Origin of the sequence: Crystallibacter degradans, from assembly GCF_012952295.1 — a bacterium.
Classification (GTDB): domain Bacteria; phylum Actinomycetota; class Actinomycetes; order Actinomycetales; family Micrococcaceae; genus Crystallibacter; species Crystallibacter degradans.
On the sequence record NZ_JABBCH010000015.1, the window covers coordinates 1 to 16,345 of the forward strand.

The 16,345-nt window shown below is 61.3% G+C and carries 19 protein-coding genes; 7 read left to right on the forward strand and 12 right to left on the reverse strand.

The window, feature by feature from the left end:
- Positions 1 to 154: 154 nt before the first annotated feature.
- The 3 genes from HGO92_RS18450 to HGO92_RS18460 form a co-directional block, all read right to left on the reverse strand.
- Complete coding sequence (locus HGO92_RS18450; RefSeq protein WP_169997440.1) at positions 155 to 853, reverse strand: maleylpyruvate isomerase family mycothiol-dependent enzyme; 699 nt, start codon at positions 851 to 853, stop codon at positions 155 to 157.
- Positions 854 to 870: 17 nt separating this feature from the next.
- Positions 871 to 1,542 (reverse strand): maleylpyruvate isomerase family mycothiol-dependent enzyme, encoded by a 672-nt coding sequence (locus HGO92_RS18455; protein WP_169997441.1) that lies wholly within the window; start codon positions 1,540 to 1,542, stop codon positions 871 to 873.
- Between the two features lie 226 nt (positions 1,543 to 1,768).
- Positions 1,769 to 1,990 (reverse strand): hypothetical protein, encoded by a 222-nt coding sequence (locus HGO92_RS18460; RefSeq protein WP_169997443.1) that lies wholly within the window; start codon positions 1,988 to 1,990, stop codon positions 1,769 to 1,771.
- A gap of 311 nt (positions 1,991 to 2,301) precedes the next feature.
- Here HGO92_RS18460 and HGO92_RS18465 point away from each other — a divergent pair, with 311 nt between their 5' ends.
- Positions 2,302 to 3,636: an MFS transporter gene (locus HGO92_RS18465; protein ID WP_169997577.1), complete on the forward strand. Its 1,335-nt coding sequence runs from the start codon at positions 2,302 to 2,304 to the stop codon at positions 3,634 to 3,636.
- Between the two features lie 28 nt (positions 3,637 to 3,664).
- Here HGO92_RS18465 and HGO92_RS18470 read toward each other — a convergent pair whose 3' ends face one another.
- From HGO92_RS18470 to HGO92_RS18490, 5 genes are all read right to left on the reverse strand, one after another.
- The gene (locus HGO92_RS18470; RefSeq protein ID WP_169997445.1) at positions 3,665 to 4,297 is read right to left on the reverse strand and encodes a dihydrofolate reductase family protein; all 633 of its coding nucleotides are present in this window, start codon (positions 4,295 to 4,297) and stop codon (positions 3,665 to 3,667) included.
- A 63-nt stretch (positions 4,298 to 4,360) separates the two neighbouring features.
- The gene (locus HGO92_RS18475) at positions 4,361 to 4,837 is read right to left on the reverse strand and encodes an SRPBCC family protein (RefSeq protein WP_169997446.1); all 477 of its coding nucleotides are present in this window, start codon (positions 4,835 to 4,837) and stop codon (positions 4,361 to 4,363) included.
- 104 nt (positions 4,838 to 4,941) lie between these two features.
- The gene (locus HGO92_RS18480) at positions 4,942 to 5,466 is read right to left on the reverse strand and encodes a hypothetical protein (RefSeq protein WP_169997448.1); all 525 of its coding nucleotides are present in this window, start codon (positions 5,464 to 5,466) and stop codon (positions 4,942 to 4,944) included.
- Complete coding sequence (locus tag HGO92_RS18485; protein ID WP_240974756.1) at positions 5,463 to 5,918, reverse strand: sigma factor-like helix-turn-helix DNA-binding protein; 456 nt, start codon at positions 5,916 to 5,918, stop codon at positions 5,463 to 5,465. Before HGO92_RS18485 ends, HGO92_RS18480 begins: the two co-directional genes overlap by 4 nt.
- Positions 5,919 to 6,114: 196 nt before the next feature.
- On the reverse strand, positions 6,115 to 6,486 hold the full coding sequence (locus tag HGO92_RS18490) for a VOC family protein (protein WP_169997450.1): 372 nt from the start codon (positions 6,484 to 6,486) through the stop codon (positions 6,115 to 6,117).
- Between the two features lie 67 nt (positions 6,487 to 6,553).
- Here HGO92_RS18490 and HGO92_RS18495 point away from each other — a divergent pair, with 67 nt between their 5' ends.
- Positions 6,554 to 6,961: a DUF3054 domain-containing protein gene (locus tag HGO92_RS18495; RefSeq protein ID WP_346769017.1), complete on the forward strand. Its 408-nt coding sequence runs from the start codon at positions 6,554 to 6,556 to the stop codon at positions 6,959 to 6,961.
- Between the two features lie 42 nt (positions 6,962 to 7,003).
- On the forward strand, positions 7,004 to 7,285 hold the full coding sequence (locus HGO92_RS18500) for an Lrp/AsnC family transcriptional regulator (RefSeq protein WP_169997451.1): 282 nt from the start codon (positions 7,004 to 7,006) through the stop codon (positions 7,283 to 7,285).
- Between the two features lie 70 nt (positions 7,286 to 7,355).
- Here HGO92_RS18500 and trpD read toward each other — a convergent pair whose 3' ends face one another.
- Positions 7,356 to 8,408: an anthranilate phosphoribosyltransferase gene (gene trpD, locus HGO92_RS18505; protein WP_169997453.1), complete on the reverse strand. Its 1,053-nt coding sequence runs from the start codon at positions 8,406 to 8,408 to the stop codon at positions 7,356 to 7,358.
- A 148-nt stretch (positions 8,409 to 8,556) separates the two neighbouring features.
- Between trpD and ctaE the strand changes: the two genes are divergently transcribed.
- The 4 genes from ctaE (at position 8,557) to qcrB (ending at position 12,899) form a co-directional block, all read left to right on the forward strand.
- On the forward strand, positions 8,557 to 9,195 hold the full coding sequence (gene ctaE / locus HGO92_RS18510; RefSeq protein WP_169997455.1) for an aa3-type cytochrome oxidase subunit III: 639 nt from the start codon (positions 8,557 to 8,559) through the stop codon (positions 9,193 to 9,195).
- An 86-nt stretch (positions 9,196 to 9,281) separates the two neighbouring features.
- A complete protein-coding gene (gene qcrC / locus HGO92_RS18515) occupies positions 9,282 to 10,094 on the forward strand; it encodes a cytochrome bc1 complex diheme cytochrome c subunit (protein ID WP_169997457.1) in 813 nt (270 codons plus the stop codon).
- Positions 10,095 to 10,191: 97 nt separating this feature from the next.
- On the forward strand, positions 10,192 to 11,220 hold the full coding sequence (qcrA, locus tag HGO92_RS18520) for a cytochrome bc1 complex Rieske iron-sulfur subunit (RefSeq protein WP_074702343.1): 1,029 nt from the start codon (positions 10,192 to 10,194) through the stop codon (positions 11,218 to 11,220).
- Between the two features lie 2 nt (positions 11,221 to 11,222).
- Positions 11,223 to 12,899, forward strand: coding sequence for a cytochrome bc1 complex cytochrome b subunit (gene qcrB / locus HGO92_RS18525; protein ID WP_169997459.1), 1,677 nt, complete (start codon positions 11,223 to 11,225; stop codon positions 12,897 to 12,899).
- 306 nt (positions 12,900 to 13,205) lie between these two features.
- Here qcrB and HGO92_RS18530 read toward each other — a convergent pair whose 3' ends face one another.
- From HGO92_RS18530 to ctaD, 3 genes are all read right to left on the reverse strand, one after another.
- Positions 13,206 to 13,994: a GntR family transcriptional regulator gene (locus HGO92_RS18530; protein WP_169997461.1), complete on the reverse strand. Its 789-nt coding sequence runs from the start codon at positions 13,992 to 13,994 to the stop codon at positions 13,206 to 13,208.
- A gap of 213 nt (positions 13,995 to 14,207) precedes the next feature.
- Positions 14,208 to 14,609 (reverse strand): cytochrome c oxidase subunit 4, encoded by a 402-nt coding sequence (locus HGO92_RS18535; RefSeq protein WP_169997463.1) that lies wholly within the window; start codon positions 14,607 to 14,609, stop codon positions 14,208 to 14,210.
- Positions 14,610 to 14,612: 3 nt separating this feature from the next.
- Positions 14,613 to 16,340, reverse strand: coding sequence for an aa3-type cytochrome oxidase subunit I (gene ctaD, locus HGO92_RS18540; protein ID WP_169997465.1), 1,728 nt, complete (start codon positions 16,338 to 16,340; stop codon positions 14,613 to 14,615).
- Positions 16,341 to 16,345 lie beyond the last annotated feature (5 nt).

The following is a 16,345-nucleotide window of genomic DNA, read 5'->3' on the forward strand; positions in this document are numbered from 1 at the left end:
ACTCAGAGTCCTCCGGCGAACGGCCCGCCTCTTCTCCCAGATGGTCACTAGCAGCAGCGGATCAGACAGCCCTACACAGGCGCCAGCCGATGAATACGCCCGAACTTGATACGCAGAGGTGCCAGTAACAGATTGGCTTTCGCATCTGATGCAATCACTGAGGCTCCCCCTCGTGCTCCCGGGTGGTTCTGAATGATTGACGAGAAGCCTTGGCACCTTGGAGGCGCATCCGCAGGGTCTGCACGCCCGGGCCATCGAGCTCCTCGAGATAAACTTCGCGGCCAGCCATGCTCATCACCAGGGCAAGGGTCGAACCGGTGACCAAAGGGCCGCTACCTGTGGCGAACAGCCCGTCGTCTGCGCGCAACTGCAGATCGGCGACGTGGGTACGGCTGGCAACGGTGAAGTCGCGACGGGCGAAGAATTCGGCCACGGGTGTCAGCGCCTCGACACTTGGTGCCCGGTAAATCCCCAGGGGCCGGCGGATGTCTTGGGCGTGCACGACGACCTCGCCAAGGTAGGCAGGTATGTGTCCGGAGGGTGCCGTTGTACTTCTGAGAACGGCCCGGAACAGGTCCAGCGTTTCTGCCGGTGTCCGGCCGCACTGCTCGGTCAGCCGACGCTGGTTATGCACGTCGGGACGGAAACGTGCACCCAGCATGCTGTGAAGCCACTGCCACTGGTTCAAGCTGGCAGCGGCGGTAAGGTGGGCCACGACCTGCTCGACATCCCACTGCCCGCACAAAGTGCCCTGCCTCCATTGCTCCGCGCTGAGACCCGACAGGTCTTCTGCCAGAGCGGCTCGCTCGGCGTGTGCCAACGCCCATAGCCGGTCATTCTGCCATCGCGTCATATCGCTGTGTCCACTTCTCATCGGTGACGCGATTCATGCCCAGCTGACCTGCCTGCTGCCGTATCGACGAGCCGGGATGCGCCGCTTCCTTTGAGCTTCTCCTTGGCCACCAGGCGCCCGGAGACCGCGAGCAGCAGGTCGATCGAGTCGGCCTCAACCACGTCGCCCTGCCCCCACGCCGCGCCGGTCTTCCGGTCGATCAGCCGCAGTCCAGCTGCACGTTCGCGTCCACCTCCAAAAGAGACAGGGGTGCGCAGTTGGTAGGCCAGGGCCTGGGCGACGGCACGTTCCGGGTAGCATCCGGGAATGCCCAGAGGCCGGCGTATATCCTCGCCATGCACAATGGCCTCGACCAGACGTGTTGCGAGGTTCGCCGGCGGCGTCCGCCTGAGGGCTGCAGCTTCCTGTAGCGCGCCTAGTGTGTTCTGCGGATTCTGCCGCTTCTCTCGGGCAATGCCGTTCACGTTTGCCCGGTCGAAGTCCATGCGGTCGATCAGCAGGTCACGCACGAAGGAGAGCCGGCCGGTCAATGCCGTGTCGACGAGGTGCGCGAGGACATCGTGGATATCCCATCCCGGGCAGAGAGAGGCGACGCGCCACCGTTCGTCGCGCAGCTCGGAGAGATCAGCCGCGAGCAGCCGCCTTTCGGAGTGCACAGTCTCCCAGATAGCTGCCGCGAACGTGCGCATGTCGGCTCCTTCTCGGGGTCGTCAGGTAGATCCCGCTCCTTGGCACTCTAATACTGAAGCGGCCTGCCGAGGAAGGTGCGGGTCTGGCCGGCACTCCCCCTCGGGCAAACCTGAATGATCGCCCCTCCCCCTCATGCTCCTCCCGTGAATGTGCCCCTTGCGGCTTCTCGGTAGGAGGCACTTGGCGGAGTATGGCCCGCTGATCGGAAGGACGCAGTTGCCCGCCTCAGAGCTGTCCGTCGTAGCTTTCACGCAGGGCCAGGGCGGTGAACTTCCAGCCCTCGATAATTCGTGCCAAGTCGTTCCCGGTGGTCGACCTGCCCAACTCGTTGATCAGTTCCACTTCAGCCTCCATGAAAACGGCCATCCCGTCGGCATAGGCGATCAGCTCCCGGATTTTTTCCTGTGGCAGGGTGGGAGGCTCGGGTGGCCGAGGCATCTCGATCATGCTCGCAATCTTGCCAGATGCACTGTCGAATGATTAGGTTCTTGGCCGGATCGTGATCGAACTCCGGCCGGGACGCATCACGGCCTCCGGTCGTGCATGACGCTTATGGTCTCCGTCTCGTCAGGGAGCTGAGCGCCCTATCATTCGGCGGCGCACAAGCCGTAGACTGGCGTTGTAGCGGGCAATGACGCCGGCCATCATCCTGTCCGCCACCTCTTGATAGACAATCGGCGGTCGGCCCTCCCCGCCCGCGCCCGTCGCTTCCGGACGAAGGAGCCCTCGTGAACACCAGATCGACAGGCACCGCGCGCATGACCCCGCAACAGCGCAGGGTGGCAGGGGCCACCATGATCGGCACGACGGTTGAGTGGTACGACTACTTCATCTACGCCAACGCCGCCGCCCTGGTCCTCGCCCCGCTGTTCTTCTCCCCATTGCAGGGGACCATGGCTTCGATCGTCTCATTCGCCACCGTGGGCATCAGCTTCCTGTTCCGCCCCCTCGGAGCGGTCATCATGGGCCGGGTGGGCGATAGGTACGGCCGCCGGGTAGTACTGATCATCACCTTGATCCTCATGGGTCTAGGCACCACCCTCATTGGCGTCCTGCCTACCTACGCCACCATCGGGGTGTGGGCCCCGATCCTGCTGGTCATCCTGCGCATCATCCAGGGATTCTCAGCCGGCGGCGAATGGGGCGGGGCGGCGCTGATGGCTGTCGAACACGCCCCGGCCGAACGCCGCGGCAGGTTCGGGGCCTTTCCGCAGCTCGGCGTTCCGGCCGGGATGCTCCTGGCCTCCGGGGTCACAGCCGTCTTCGCCGCCGCGCTCACCGACGAGCAGTTCCTGGCCTGGGGCTGGCGGGTGCCGTTCCTGCTGAGCTTCGTGCTGATCCTGATCGGCCACTACATCCGCACCCGGGTCGAGGAGTCTCCGGTGTTCCACGAGATGGAGGCCACGAAACAGACCGAGACGGCGCCGCTGTCCACCCTCTTCCGCCACCACCCTAAGAAGGTTATTCAGGCCACGTTCATCTTCATGGGCAATAACGCCGCTGGCTACATGCTCACCGGCGGCTTCATCCTCGGCTACACCACCACACGCCTGGATATGAACGCCGATGCCATCCTCAACATCATCACCCTCGGTTCGGTGGCCTGGATGATCTCAACCTGGGTCTCCGCGGTGCTCTCCGATCGGATCGGCCGGCGCAAGATGTACATCATCGGATGGGCGTGCATGCTCGCCTGGCTGTACCCGCTCTTCCTGCTCATCGACACCGGCGAGATGAGCCTCGTCGTCGCCGCGTTGGTGGTTTTCGGCGCGGTCATGGGCCTGTCCTACGGACCGCTGCCGGCCCTGTACGCCGAGCTGTTCCCGGCCCGCATCCGGCTCAGTGGCGCCTCCATCAGTTACGCGATGGGCGCTGTACTCGGCGGTGCCTTCGCCCCCACGATCGCCACCGCCCTGGTGGGCACGTTCAACACCACGGTCGCCGTCTCGACGTACCTATTCCTGCTCGTGGCGGCCTCTCTGATCGCAACGCTGACCCTGAAGGACCGCACCGGATCCAACCTCTACCCGCAGGACAGCGAACTGCAGCCGTTGGAGGACGACGAAACGCCTGGGCCCACCCACAACCTCTGACCATCCAAAATCGCCGGGACCGTCACCGCTAGAACACGTCCTCCGGGTCGACAGTAGACGTTGCGTACTCCGGACGCCCGAGAGGCCGGTAACTCTGGATGGTTATGCCCCGGGACGTGGTCCGCGAACTGATCAGCTCGAGCGCGACATCCGGGCCGGAATCGGGGAACAGTCGCGTGCCCTGGCCGACAACGACGGGATAGGTGAGCAGGTCGAGTTGGTCGACCAAGTCGTTGGCGAGCAGCCATCGGACGAGATCGCCGCTGCCGGGCACCAGCAGTATGCCGCCTTGATGTGCCTTCAGATCACCGACGGCCGTGGCGACGTCACCGTGCAGGACAGTCGTGCCCGTCCACTGCGGGTCGGCGAGACTGGTCGATGCGACGTACTTGGGCCGGCTGTTCAGCGCGGCGGCGATCGGGTTGGTGCTCGGATCGGCCATCGCTCCCCAGTAGCCGGCAAAGATCTCGTACGTCCGCCGGCCAAAAAGGAACGCGGCCGCCCCGCCGTAGACCTGGTTGAGATATTCTCTGGTTTCCGTGTCAAGAAGTGGGATGGCCCATCCGCCTCGCTGGAAGCCACCGCTGCGGTCCTCGTCAGGACCGCCCAGCCCCTGCATCACGCCGTCCACGGAGACGTTGGTCGTGGTCGTCAACCTCATGCCGTCCTCACCTCTCCGAAACAGCCGCCGTAAATACCGGACACCATCCAGCCTCGTGGGCTGTCATGGAGGCGGCTGCCCCGGCACTCCCTCTGTTGATTGCCTCTCCCCCACGCCATGAGGCGTCTTGGTTTCCTCCACGTGCTGTTTGAGCGTCTGCAGGTGATAGACCCAACCGGCACGATGATCGGCGGCAAGTGCCCCTCCATCAGAGAGCGCTGCGAACCCTGATTCGGTGAGGCAGATCCGTGCGCCCGCTCCGTCTGAGTCAAAGGTGCACTCGACAGTAGTCGGACGCTCCCAATCGCCCTCACGCCATGAGAAGACGAGCCGGCGCCCCTCCACCACGTCTTCGACCACTCCGGTGGCCTGGAACGAAACGCCATCCAGTTCCCAGTGCTCCGTCAGGAGCGAGCCGGCAACGGGCCAGAAGTCCATCTCCGGCCACCATTGGCCTTTTTCATGCACGAACACCGTCCACGCATGGGCGACCGAGCAGCTAAGAAATACTTCTGCCTGAATGCGGTCGACGGCGGCCATGTGCCTTTTATGTCATACGTCCGGTTCAACCGCAATGGCACCCGTCCCCCGCCCGTCGCCGCCAGCCCTACAAACAACGACGACGCCAAGCAGCGCCGCGCCTCCTACCGGAGCAATACGGCGATTCCGCTGGCGGCCGCGGCCCACAGCACGCTGGCAAAGGTTCCCAAGATGAAGCGCTCTGCGGCTCCGGACTGGCCCAGTTCGGAGTATCGACCCAGGCCTTTTACAGCCAGCACTACCGCCAGTCCCTCCGGCCAACCAGCCAGCAGCGTGGCTGAGATGCCCGTCCGCTCCAGTACGCCGATCCAAGCACCGCCGCGAAGGACGGGCTCCTTCTCCGCTTTCTCCCTGTTCTCCGGGTGTAAGGCATTGAAGGACAGCGTGAGGATGCTGACAGTCAGCGGTCCGCCACCCACCGCAGCGGCGGCCACGGCAAATGCATAGACGCCGGCTCCGAGGCCGCCCTCGCTGATGCTGGCCAGCAACGCGGCTACCCCCAGCCAGAGAAGCGAAATGGCACTGAGCGAATACAACCGGGCGTTCCCCTTGCCGCGGAACCGCTCCCCATACATAGGTACCGCAATGAGGGCAGCCAGGCACAGCAGAATCAGGCTGGCGAGACTCACAGATCCGCGCCTTCCAGAAGGGATTCCGCGACCGCACGAACCCTCCTCGATTCCTGCCACAATCCGCTCTGCAGCCTGCTGGAGACGGCCTGCTGGCTGATCCCCAACTGACGCGCAATCTGCTGCTGTGTCAGGCCCTGGTCGCTGAGAATACCCGCCTCGACAGACATGGCACTGCGCTTCCTCGCTACGGAGACCAGCAACTGTAGTAACGCCTCCGCCTGTGCAGCCATCGGACTCTGACCCGACACGGCGATATTCCCGGAAGCATTCTTAGCCGCCGTCACTGCCGCGCGGGCTCGCTCGAACGCCTCTCCGGAAGCGGCGCGCGTAATACTCGGTAAAGGCTTTCGCACTTCACCGATGCCGATGCCAACACTCCACTGCCCACTCACTGCTAACTCCATAGCTATGCTCAGCGTTACGGACGCATCATCAATGAGGCTCTGCATCTCGTCCCCTGCCGTTCGGTCAAACGGGAGAACCAATGGCCGCAGCGCGTCCTTGTTAAGCTCGTCCAGGACGGGGCCTACGAGGTCCTCCCGAGTCCTGGACTTACGCTGATCAACCGTCAGAACATACACAACAAAACAGCATCCTTGTGAGCATACAAACAATGCTACAGCTTTGTTCTTTTGCGAACAAGGGTCATGCCGGAAGATAACTGACCAGGCCAACGGTATTGCCTTCGGAGTCCTTGATGAACGCCATCCATTCGTCGCTGCCGGAGGGACCTAGCTCCCCATCGTCATGGTGGAAGATCATCTGCGGCTCCGCCACTATTTCAACCGCGGCGCCCTTCAGCCGAGCGACCTCCGTGTGGACATCAGGTACCTGCAGATAGATGAGCGCGGAAGGTGCTCCCCTTTCCAGGAGCAACCTGACTCCGTCGAGCACGAAAAAGACCAGTCCGGGCGGGTCAAAAACGGCCGCTGCTTCCTGTCGAAGCAGGTCGCCGTAGAACGCCCGGGCCCGGTCGAGGTCCGAGGCATGCTGGGCAATCTGTGTGATTCTTGCCATATCCCTCAGTCCTCCCCATTGCCAGCCGCCGCCCGGGAAGCGCCGCGGCTCGACGTAGGCTTGAATCGTGAAGACTTCTGCAATCGCTCCCCGGCAATCTACGGCCAGCATAGTCCTCGCTTTCGCGGGAGACATAGCCTGCGTCGCCCTTTTTGCAGCGATCGGACGCGACACGCATGAACACGGCCTGGACGTGCCGGGAATCCTCTTGACCGCCGCGCCTTTTGCCGGCGGCGCTGCCATCGGCTGGCTCCTTGGCCGAGCCTGGCGCAGGCCTCTGGCGCTGTGGCCGGCCGCCGTCGTTGTTTGGCTCTCCGCGGTCGTTTTTGGACTCGTCCTGCGCGGTCTTGCCGGCGGAGGACTGGCGGTGTCGTTCCAGATCGTGACCCTGTTGGTACTGGGTGCTTTTATTGTCGGCTGGCGCCTCGTCGCGGCACTGGTCATGAAGATACGCAAAAGCCGAACCGTGGCATAACCTCGGTTGTAGGCATAAATGGTGCGATGAAAGGCAGTAAAAGTGGTTACAGCGTTTGTACTCATCCAGACTGATGCATCCCGGATCCCGGAGTCCGCGCAGGAGATATCGGAGATCGAAGGCATCAGCGAGGTCTACTCGGTTACCGGTGAATGGGACTTGATCGCCGTTGCCCGGGTCACCAAGCATGAGGATCTCGCCGATGTGATCGCGGACCGGCTCTCCAAAGTTGAGGGCGTTCAAGCCACGACGACGCAGATTGCCTTCCGCTCCTATTCCCAACATGACCTTGACGCGGCGTTCTCTTTGGGATTCGACCACTAATTGACCAATGCGCGGGCCGGAGGAAGCATCCTCCGGCCCACGCGCATTTAAGCTTTTCCTGGGGCCGCCGCTACTGTGTGACCTTGATCCAACGGTCCAATGCCGCAGCGGCTGCTCCGCTGTCAATGGCTTCTACTGCTTGCGCGAGGCCCGCCACCAGCCTTTCCTGAAGGGTTCCTTCGGCAGACTCGTCCAATGCGACCAAGGCAGCAGCAGCGTTAAGAACGACGGCGTCACGCACCGGACCGTGATCTCCTGCCAGTGTGCGCCGGACTACTTCCGCGTTGGCAGCCGCATCCCCTCCGCGCAGGTCATCGAGCGTGGCACGCGCGATACCCAGATCGAGCGGGTCGAGTTCCGTTTCAGATACCTTGCCGTCCCGGACCTCCCAGACCGTCGATGGGCCGGTGGTGGTTAGCTCATCAAGACCGTCCCCTCCTCTGAAGACCAGCGCCCGCTGGCCGCGGGTAGCAAGGACGCCGGCGATCAAGGGGGCCAGCCGGGCGTCGGCGACGCCGATGGCGGATGCTGTGGGATGCGCGGGATTGGTCATGGGGCCCATGAAATTAAACGCGGTGGCCACCCCGAGCTCGCTGCGGACGCGACCCGCGTACCTCATGGAGGGATGGAACACCTGGGCAAAGCAGAAAGTGATGCCGGCCTGGACCGCGGCTTGAGCCACCCTGTCGATGGGTAGATCCAGGCGTACGCCCAGTGCTTCGATAACGTCCGCCGACCCCGAAGACGAAGATGCAGCACGATTCCCGTGTTTGACGATCTGGGCCCCGGCTCCTGCACATACCAGTGCGGCCATCGACGAAATGTTGACGGTGTTCTGCCGGTCGCCGCCGGTTCCGACGATGTCGAGCTTCTCGCCCGGTATGTCAATCGGACGGGCATTGCTGACCATTGCATCGACCAGGCCGGTCAGTTCGTCGACTGTCTCGCCCTTCGCCCGGAGCGCCACCAGGAACCCTGCCATCTGCGCGTCGGTGGCTTCGCCGGCCATGATCGTGTTCATCGCCCAGTGAGTTTGCTCTCGGCTGAGGTCCTCGCCGGCGATCAGCGCCGAGATCAGAACGGGCCATTGGAGGGCGGTCTGGGCATCACTAATAGGGCTCACACACCTAGGTTATCTACGAATTGTAGAAACTGCCTGAATATTAACTTTGCCGACAATCCGCGGAATACCGGGGGTTGGGAACGTTCGGCGCCCGCCACGCGTTCCGATGCATTGGTGAACTGGACGGATTTATAGACATAATGACTATGTGACAACTGCAACCCACGCCCCCAGTACCCCGGCGCATCCTACGCTGAACCGTCCAAACCTCGTTTCCGTCGGAACCGTTGTATGGCTTTCCAGCGAGCTGATGTTCTTCGCCGGCCTTTTCGCTATGTACTTCACCCTGCGAGCCACCTCACCGGAGATGTGGGCCACCGAAACGGAAAAACTCGACGTTCCGTTCGCGCTGGCCAACACCATCATCCTGGTGGCCAGCTCCTTCACCTGCCAGTTTGGCGTATTCGCGGCCGAGCGCCTTCAGGCCCGCCGAACCGGCAGCCCCTTCAATGTCGCCAGGTGGGGAATGGTCGAGTGGTTCCTGCTCACCTTCATCATGGGCGCCATCTTTGTGTCTGTGCAGGCTTACGAGTACGCCCATCTTGTTTCCGAAGGAGTATCGCTTTCCTCCAACGCCTACGGCTCGGCGTTCTACATCACCACAGGCTTCCATGGTCTTCACGTCGCTGGCGGTCTGATCGCGTTCCTGCTGATCATTGGCCGCGCCTATGTCGCGAAGAAGTTCGGTCACTTTGAAGCGACCTCAGCGATCGTCACCTCCTACTACTGGCACTTCGTCGATGTGGTTTGGATCGCACTGTTCATCATCATTTACTTCCTGAAGTAAGCCTTACTTGACTGTTCTTCTACGAAGGACAGAATTTCAAGAAGCTGCATTCGACGCACACGCACCACAGAGTTAGGAACCACGAAGTGAAGGCACTTTCGCAAAAGCGGCGACATCCGCTGGCGGCCATTGCCCTGTTGCTTATGGGTCTGCTGGTCACCGGCGGTCTTTACGCCGTAGCCGGTACGGTCAACGAGGCCCAGGCGACAACCACCACATACTCGGCACAGGACATCGAAGAGGGCGAAAAGCTCTTCGTTGCCAACTGCGCCACTTGTCACGGGTTGGGTGCAGTTGGCGCTCCGGAAGGTGCCCACGGAAATCAGGCAGGTCCTTCTCTGATCGGTGTCGGCGCAGCGGCGGTCGACTTCCAGGTCGGTACAGGTCGTATGCCGATGCAGATGACCGGCCCACAGGCGCAGCAGAAGCCCAAGCAGTTCAATGAAGAGCAGACCATGCAGTTGGCAGCCTACGTTGCTTCGCTGGGCGCCGGTCCGGCCATTCCCGAAGAACAGTACCTCGACGCCAGTGAAGGTGATCCCGCTGCCGGCGGTGAGCTGTTCCGAGTCAACTGCGCTATGTGCCACAACGCTGCAGCAGCTGGCGGTGCCCTCACCCGCGGTAAGTACGCACCGGCACTCGCTGGCGTGAGCGAGAAGCACATCTACGAAGCCATGGTGACCGGCCCGCAGAACATGCCTGTCTTCAGCGATGCCAACATCTCCCCCGAAGGCAAGCAAGACATCATCGCCTTCCTGAAGACCATTGAAGAACAGGGATCACCCGGTGGTAATTCCCTTGGGTCCCTCGGCCCCGTTTCCGAAGGTCTCCTGATCTGGACAGCAGGCCTTGGAGTCATCATCGCCTTCACGATCTGGCTGACCCAGCGGTCATCCTGATCTCCTCCCGGCGGCCGTAGGGCCGCCGGGAAATTTACTGACAACACACGCACTGAAAAATCTTTAGAGACATATCAAGAGAAGGATGAGAGGGATCATGGGCGACCATAGTCACGGCAGTCCGAAATCCTCGGGCACCGTTGCTACGGCTGGTCAGAGCGAAGTGGAGAAGTTCCAGGATCCTGGACTTCCGCCACACCGCCCGCGCCTTGCCGACAAGGATCCCCGGGCCGAAAAGCGTGCCGAGAAACAGGTTGCGATTCTGTTCGTAATCTCCATCATCGGTACCCTGCTTTTCTTCGTGGGATACTTTGCCATCCGTTTGGATGAGACCATTGCAACGCTGCGTCTGCAGAACTTTTTGCTCGGTATGGGCACTGCCTTTGCCATGCTCGGAATTGGCGTAGGTATTGTCCACTGGGCAAAGACCCTGATGCCCGATCATGAGATCGCAGAAGAGCGTCACGCGGTCCGCACCGAAGAAGACCGTGTGATTGCGGAAACGATGGTCACGGAGATCATCGAGGAAACGGGCATCAAGCGCCGCCCGCTGATCCGCAACACGCTCCTCGGCGCCATGATTCTGGCGCCGCTGCCTGCCATTGGGATCCTGCGTGACCTCTCCGAGGATCTGAATCCCGACGTACTCAGGCACACGATGTGGGACGCGGGAGTCCGTCTGACCCGCGACCCGAGCGGTACACCGATCAAGGCCTCCGACGTCACGATCGGATCGGCTTTCCACGTGATTCCGGAGGGCCTGAACGAAGCTGAGCACAAGCTGGAAGAAAAGGCTAAGGCCGTCGTCCTGCTTATGCGTCTCAATCCGGAGGACCTACATGTATCCCCCGGCCGCGAAGATTGGAACTACAACGGCATCGTTGCGTACTCCAAGATTTGCACCCACGTGGGATGCCCGGTCGCTCTTTACGAGCAGCAGACGCATCACCTGCTCTGCCCCTGCCACCAGTCGACGTTCGACCTGACCCAGGAATGCAAAGTCATTTTCGGTCCGGCGACACATGCCTTGCCGCAGCTGCCTATCAGCGTTGATGACGAGGGCTACCTGGTTGCAACCAGCGACTTCCACGAACCTGTCGGACCGAGCTTCTGGGAGCGTGGATAGCCATGAGTGCTTCGACATCATCTGATACCTATCAGCCGAAAACCAATCTCGGACGGGTCACAAACTTCGTCGATACGCGAGTTGGCGGATCGTCCATCGTCAAGGAATTCGGCCGCAAGATCTTCCCGGACCACTGGTCGTTCATGTTCGGTGAAGTTGCGCTGTATACCTTCGTCATTCTGTTGCTGTCGGGAACGTTCCTGACGTTGTTCTTCGATCCCTCGATGGCACATACGCAATATGACGGATCCTACGTCCCGCTCAAGGGTGTAGAAATGTCCGTCGCATATGCATCGACCCTGGATATCTCCTTCGATATCCGCGGTGGACTCTTTATGCGCCAGCTGCATCACTGGTCTGCGCTGCTCTTCGTAGCGTCAGTATCGGTTCACATGCTTCGTGTGTTCTTCACCGGTGCCTTCCGTCGTCCGCGTGAGCTGAACTGGCTCGTCGGCTGTGTCCTCCTAATCCTGGCTTTGGCTGCTGGCTTCACCGGTTACTCGCTGCCGGACGACCTTCTCTCCGGCAATGGTCTGCGGATCATCGATGGAGTTATCAAGGCGATTCCGCTCATCGGTACTTACCTATCCATGTTGATCTTCGGGGGCGAGTTCCCGGGCACGGCAATTGTGGGCCGCCTCTATGTGATGCACATACTCGTAGTGCCCGCGCTGATCCTTCTGATGATCGCCATTCACCTGTTTATGGTTGTTATCCACAAGCACACGCAGTACCCCGGCCCGGGCCGCACGGAAACCAACGTCGTCGGCTTCCCTGTTGGACCGGTCTACGCTGCCAAGGCCGGCGGTTTCTTCTTCATCGTCTTCGGTGTGGTCGCAGTCATCGCAGGGAACTTCCAGATCCTCCCGATCTGGGATTACGGGCCCTATGACCCCTCCCCCGTTTCTGCCGGTACCCAGCCTGACTGGTACATCGGATTCGTTGACGGTGCGCTTCGTCTCATGCCAGGTGTCCTCTGGGGCTTCCCGTTTGAATACGTGATCTTCGGCGGCTTCACCCTGTCGCTGAACGTATTGCTCCCGGCCCTCGTTCCTGCAGGCATACTCTTCGGCCTCATGTTTGCCTGGCCGTGGATCGAACGCTGGGTAACCAAGGACACCCGCGAACACCACATCCTGGACCGTCCGCGCAACGCTCCCTTCCGTACAGCAACCGGTGTGGCTGGCGTGATCTGGTACTGCGTCATGTGGGCAGCAGCAAGCTCCGACCTCATTGCTACACACTTCCTCGTGTCGCTGAACGATGTCACCTACTGGCTCCGCGCGCTGTTCTTCATCGGGCCGATCATCGGGTTCATTGTGACCCGGAGAATCTGCCTCGCCCTGCAGCGCAAGGATCGGGAGATCGTTCTCCACGGCCGCGAGACCGGACGTATCGTCCGCCTCCCGCACGGTGAATTCATCGAGGTTCATGCGCCGCTGAATGACTACAAGCTGCACCGCTTGGTCAGCTTCGAATCCCCAGAGGTCCAGCCGGCAGAGCCGGACGCCAATGGAAAGATCTCCGGCACGGAGAAGCTTCGTGGACGCCTGTCCCGATTCTTCTTCGAGGATCGCGTTGCTCCGGTTACACCCGCCGAACTCGCAGCCGCCCATAGCCATGGCGGCCACGACGAAGTCGAAACCGCAGAGAGCAAGGCTGAAATCTCCAGCCGCTGATCTGCAACATTACGGAGGGCGGCTCCGGACCACTGGTCCGGAGCCGCCCTCCGTTTTAATGCACGCGTATGTGGCTAAACAATCGCGAATAATGGGCAGCGTGGATCCAGAGCGCCCCCGGAATTCCGGTCACCTGCGCGGTCGCAGCCCCTGGCCCAAAAATTCGAGCCATTGGGGGAAAGGATGATTAGACCGTCCGGGGCCATCAACGGATGCCGCCTTATCTCCGGTTTGTGTCGGGCTGCCTCCTCCCAACGTGCATGGCTAGCATGCCCTCGGAAGCCGTCCCCGCAGCCTAGCAGGACCTTAGAACCGCTTGACGTTGTAGGAACGCGGTGACCGCCCGCCAGGCCGCTGGAGAGGCACCCACAGCTTGTAGCGGTCGGCGCGGTAATAGGAAATCGAAAAGTCCGCCATCGTTCTCGACACGTAGGCATGGCGTTGAATCTTGAGCAACGGGGCGCCAATGTCGACATTCAGCAGTCTAGCTATCGACGGTTGCGCTGCTGTCGCCTCGATGGTGTCTTCGCCCCATTCCATCACCAACCCATAGCGCTCACTGAGGACGTTATAGAGGGAGGTGGGAGGCGGATCATCCAGAATGCCAGGAACCCGGCTGGCAGGAATGAAGTTCTCGTCCACACTCATTGGATCGCCATCGGCCAGCATGAGCCGGCGGAAGCGGACTACAGGCTGCCCCTCTTCGATCTGAAGCTCCCGTGCAACCAGCGGTGCGGCACCGATCTGCTCAAAACTCAAGACCCGGGCGTCCGGGACCATGCCACGCCGCTGCATCTCTTCACTGTAGGAAGTCAGCTTCACCTGCAGATCCAATTTGGGCTGGCTCACGAAAGTCCCAAGTCCCACGATGCGTTCCAGCACCTGTTCCGCAACCAGCGAATCAATGGCCTGCCGCACCGTCATACGTGCCACACCAAAACGTTCGGTGAGTTCCCTTTCGGAAGGAAACGGTCCCCCGGGCTCGCAATTCTCTTTCGCATGGCGCCGGAGTATCTCACGCAATTGAACGTGCTTGGAGGTTCTGGACGTGTCGTCGATTTCGCCGGGAATCGCCGCTGCTGCTTTTGATACCAAGACACTCCCCTGCTCCGAGCCGATGCAACGACACTATTCTAGCCCGGTCTAGACCACCGGGTTTCATATTTGTTGCGGCAGCATGCCCGGCTGGAACCACATAGTTGCGCGTTCGCGCCGAGCGGGGCGTGCGCGCCTCCAGCCTCTGTATTGTGCGGTTAAAACCCAAAGGGCCCGGAGCATGATGCTCCGGGCCCTTTGGTCAGTAGTCACTTAGTGTGCGTGATCTCCGCGGCTGTATTCATAAACCCAACCGATGAGTGCGACGATCAGCAAGCCGACGCCGATGTAAGTGATCCAGAAGCCCACGGCCAGGCCGAGGAAGCCGGTTGCAGCCGCAAGGCTCAACACCAGCGGCCACCAGCTCCAGGGGCTGAAGTGCCCCTGCTCGCCGGAACCCTCGTGGATTTCTGCATCCACACGGTCCTCAGGACGGGCACCAACACGACGGCCGGTGAACCACAGGTACCCGCCGATCATCGCTGAAAGACCCGCCGTCAGAAGCAGCGCCAGATAGCCGACAGGTTCCTGCCAATCGACCATGAATCCGTAGACTACGGCGACGATCGCGAAGAACGGGAACAGTCCGATAAAGAGCCATGATTCAACCTTCATGGGCTATGCATCCTCTCGGTCGGCAGGTCCGAAGACCTGGGCGGCCGGAGCGGGCTGCTTCGGCGTGTGTTTGGGAGCGAGCTCCGGATGGTGCAGATCCAGGGCGGGCCGCTCGGAACGGATCCGAGGCATGGATGTGAAGTTGTGACGCGGCGGCGGGCAGGACGTCGCCCACTCCAGCGACGCACCGAAGCCCCAGGGATCGTCGACCTCGACCTTCTTGCCATTACGCCACGTGATGTACACGTTCCAGAAGAACGGAATCAGGGACGCGCCGAGCACGAACGAGGAGATGGTGGAGAACTGGTTCATCGCGGTGAAGTTGTCTTCGGGCAGGTAGTCCGCGTAGCGACGCGGCATGCCGATAACTCCGAGCCAGTGCTGAATCAGGAAGGTGCCGTGGAAACCAAGGAACAGGAGCCAGAAGTGGATCTTGCCGAGGCGTTCGTTGAGCATCTTGCCCGTCCACTTCGGCCACCAGAAGTAGAAACCGGCAAACATGGCGAAGACCACGGTTCCGAACACGACATAGTGGAAGTGTGCGACGACGAAGTAGGTGTCCGACACATGGAAGTCCAGCGGCGGCGACGCCAGGATGATACCGGTCAGGCCGCCGAAGAGGAAGGTGACCAGGAAGCCAAGGCTCCAAAGCATGGGAGTCTCGAACGTAATCGAGCCGCGCCACATGGTGCCGATCCAGTTGAAGAACTTCACGCCGGTAGGCACCGCGATCAGCATGGTCATGAAGGCGAAGAATGGCAGCATGACCGACCCGGTGACGTACATGTGGTGTGCCCACACGGTAACGGACAAGGCGGCGATGGCGATGGTTGCGAACACCAGGCCCTTGTAACCGAAGATCGGCTTCCGGCTGAACACCGGGAAGATCTCGGAGACGATGCCGAAGAACGGCAGGGCGATGATGTAGACCTCGGGGTGTCCGAAGAACCAGAACAGGTGCTGCCACAGAATGGCGCCGCCGTTCTCCGGGTTGAAGATGTGGGCCCCAAACCGGCGGTCCGCTCCCAACGCAAACAGCGCGGCAGCCAGCGGCGGGAAAGCCATCATCACGAGGATGGCGGTGACGAGCGTGTTCCAGGTGAAGATAGGCATCCGCCACATGGTCATGCCCGGGGCCCGCATACAGATGATGGTGGTAATGAAGTTGACCGAGCCAAGAATGGTACCAAAACCGGACAACGCCAGACCGAAGACCCAGAGGTCTCCGCCCACACCGGGCGAGAACGTTGTGCTGGACAGCGGCGCATAGGCAAACCAGCCGAAGGACGCGGCACCCTGCGGGGTAATGAAACCAGCAACTGCGATGGTGCTGCCGAAGAGGAAGAACCAGAAAGCCAGAGCGTTCAACCGCGGAAAGGCAACATCCGGCGCACCGATCTGAAGCGGCATGATCACATTGGCAAAGCCGGCGAACAGCGGCGTCGCGAACATCAGCAACATCACAGTGCCGTGCATGGTGAACAGCTGGTTGTACTGCTCCTTGGTCTGCAGGATCTGCATACCGGGTTCAAACAGCTCGGCCCGAATGACCAGCGCCATCACGCCGCCGAGGCAGAAGAAGATGAAGGATGCGATCAGGTACATGTACCCGATGGTCTTGTGGTCCGTCGAAGTGATCCAGTTGACGACGATACGTCCCTTGGAGCGGGGAACGACGCGCGGCGCTACTGTCGTGCCGGTTTCATCGGCGGTGTACTCGTAAGTAGACACTAGTT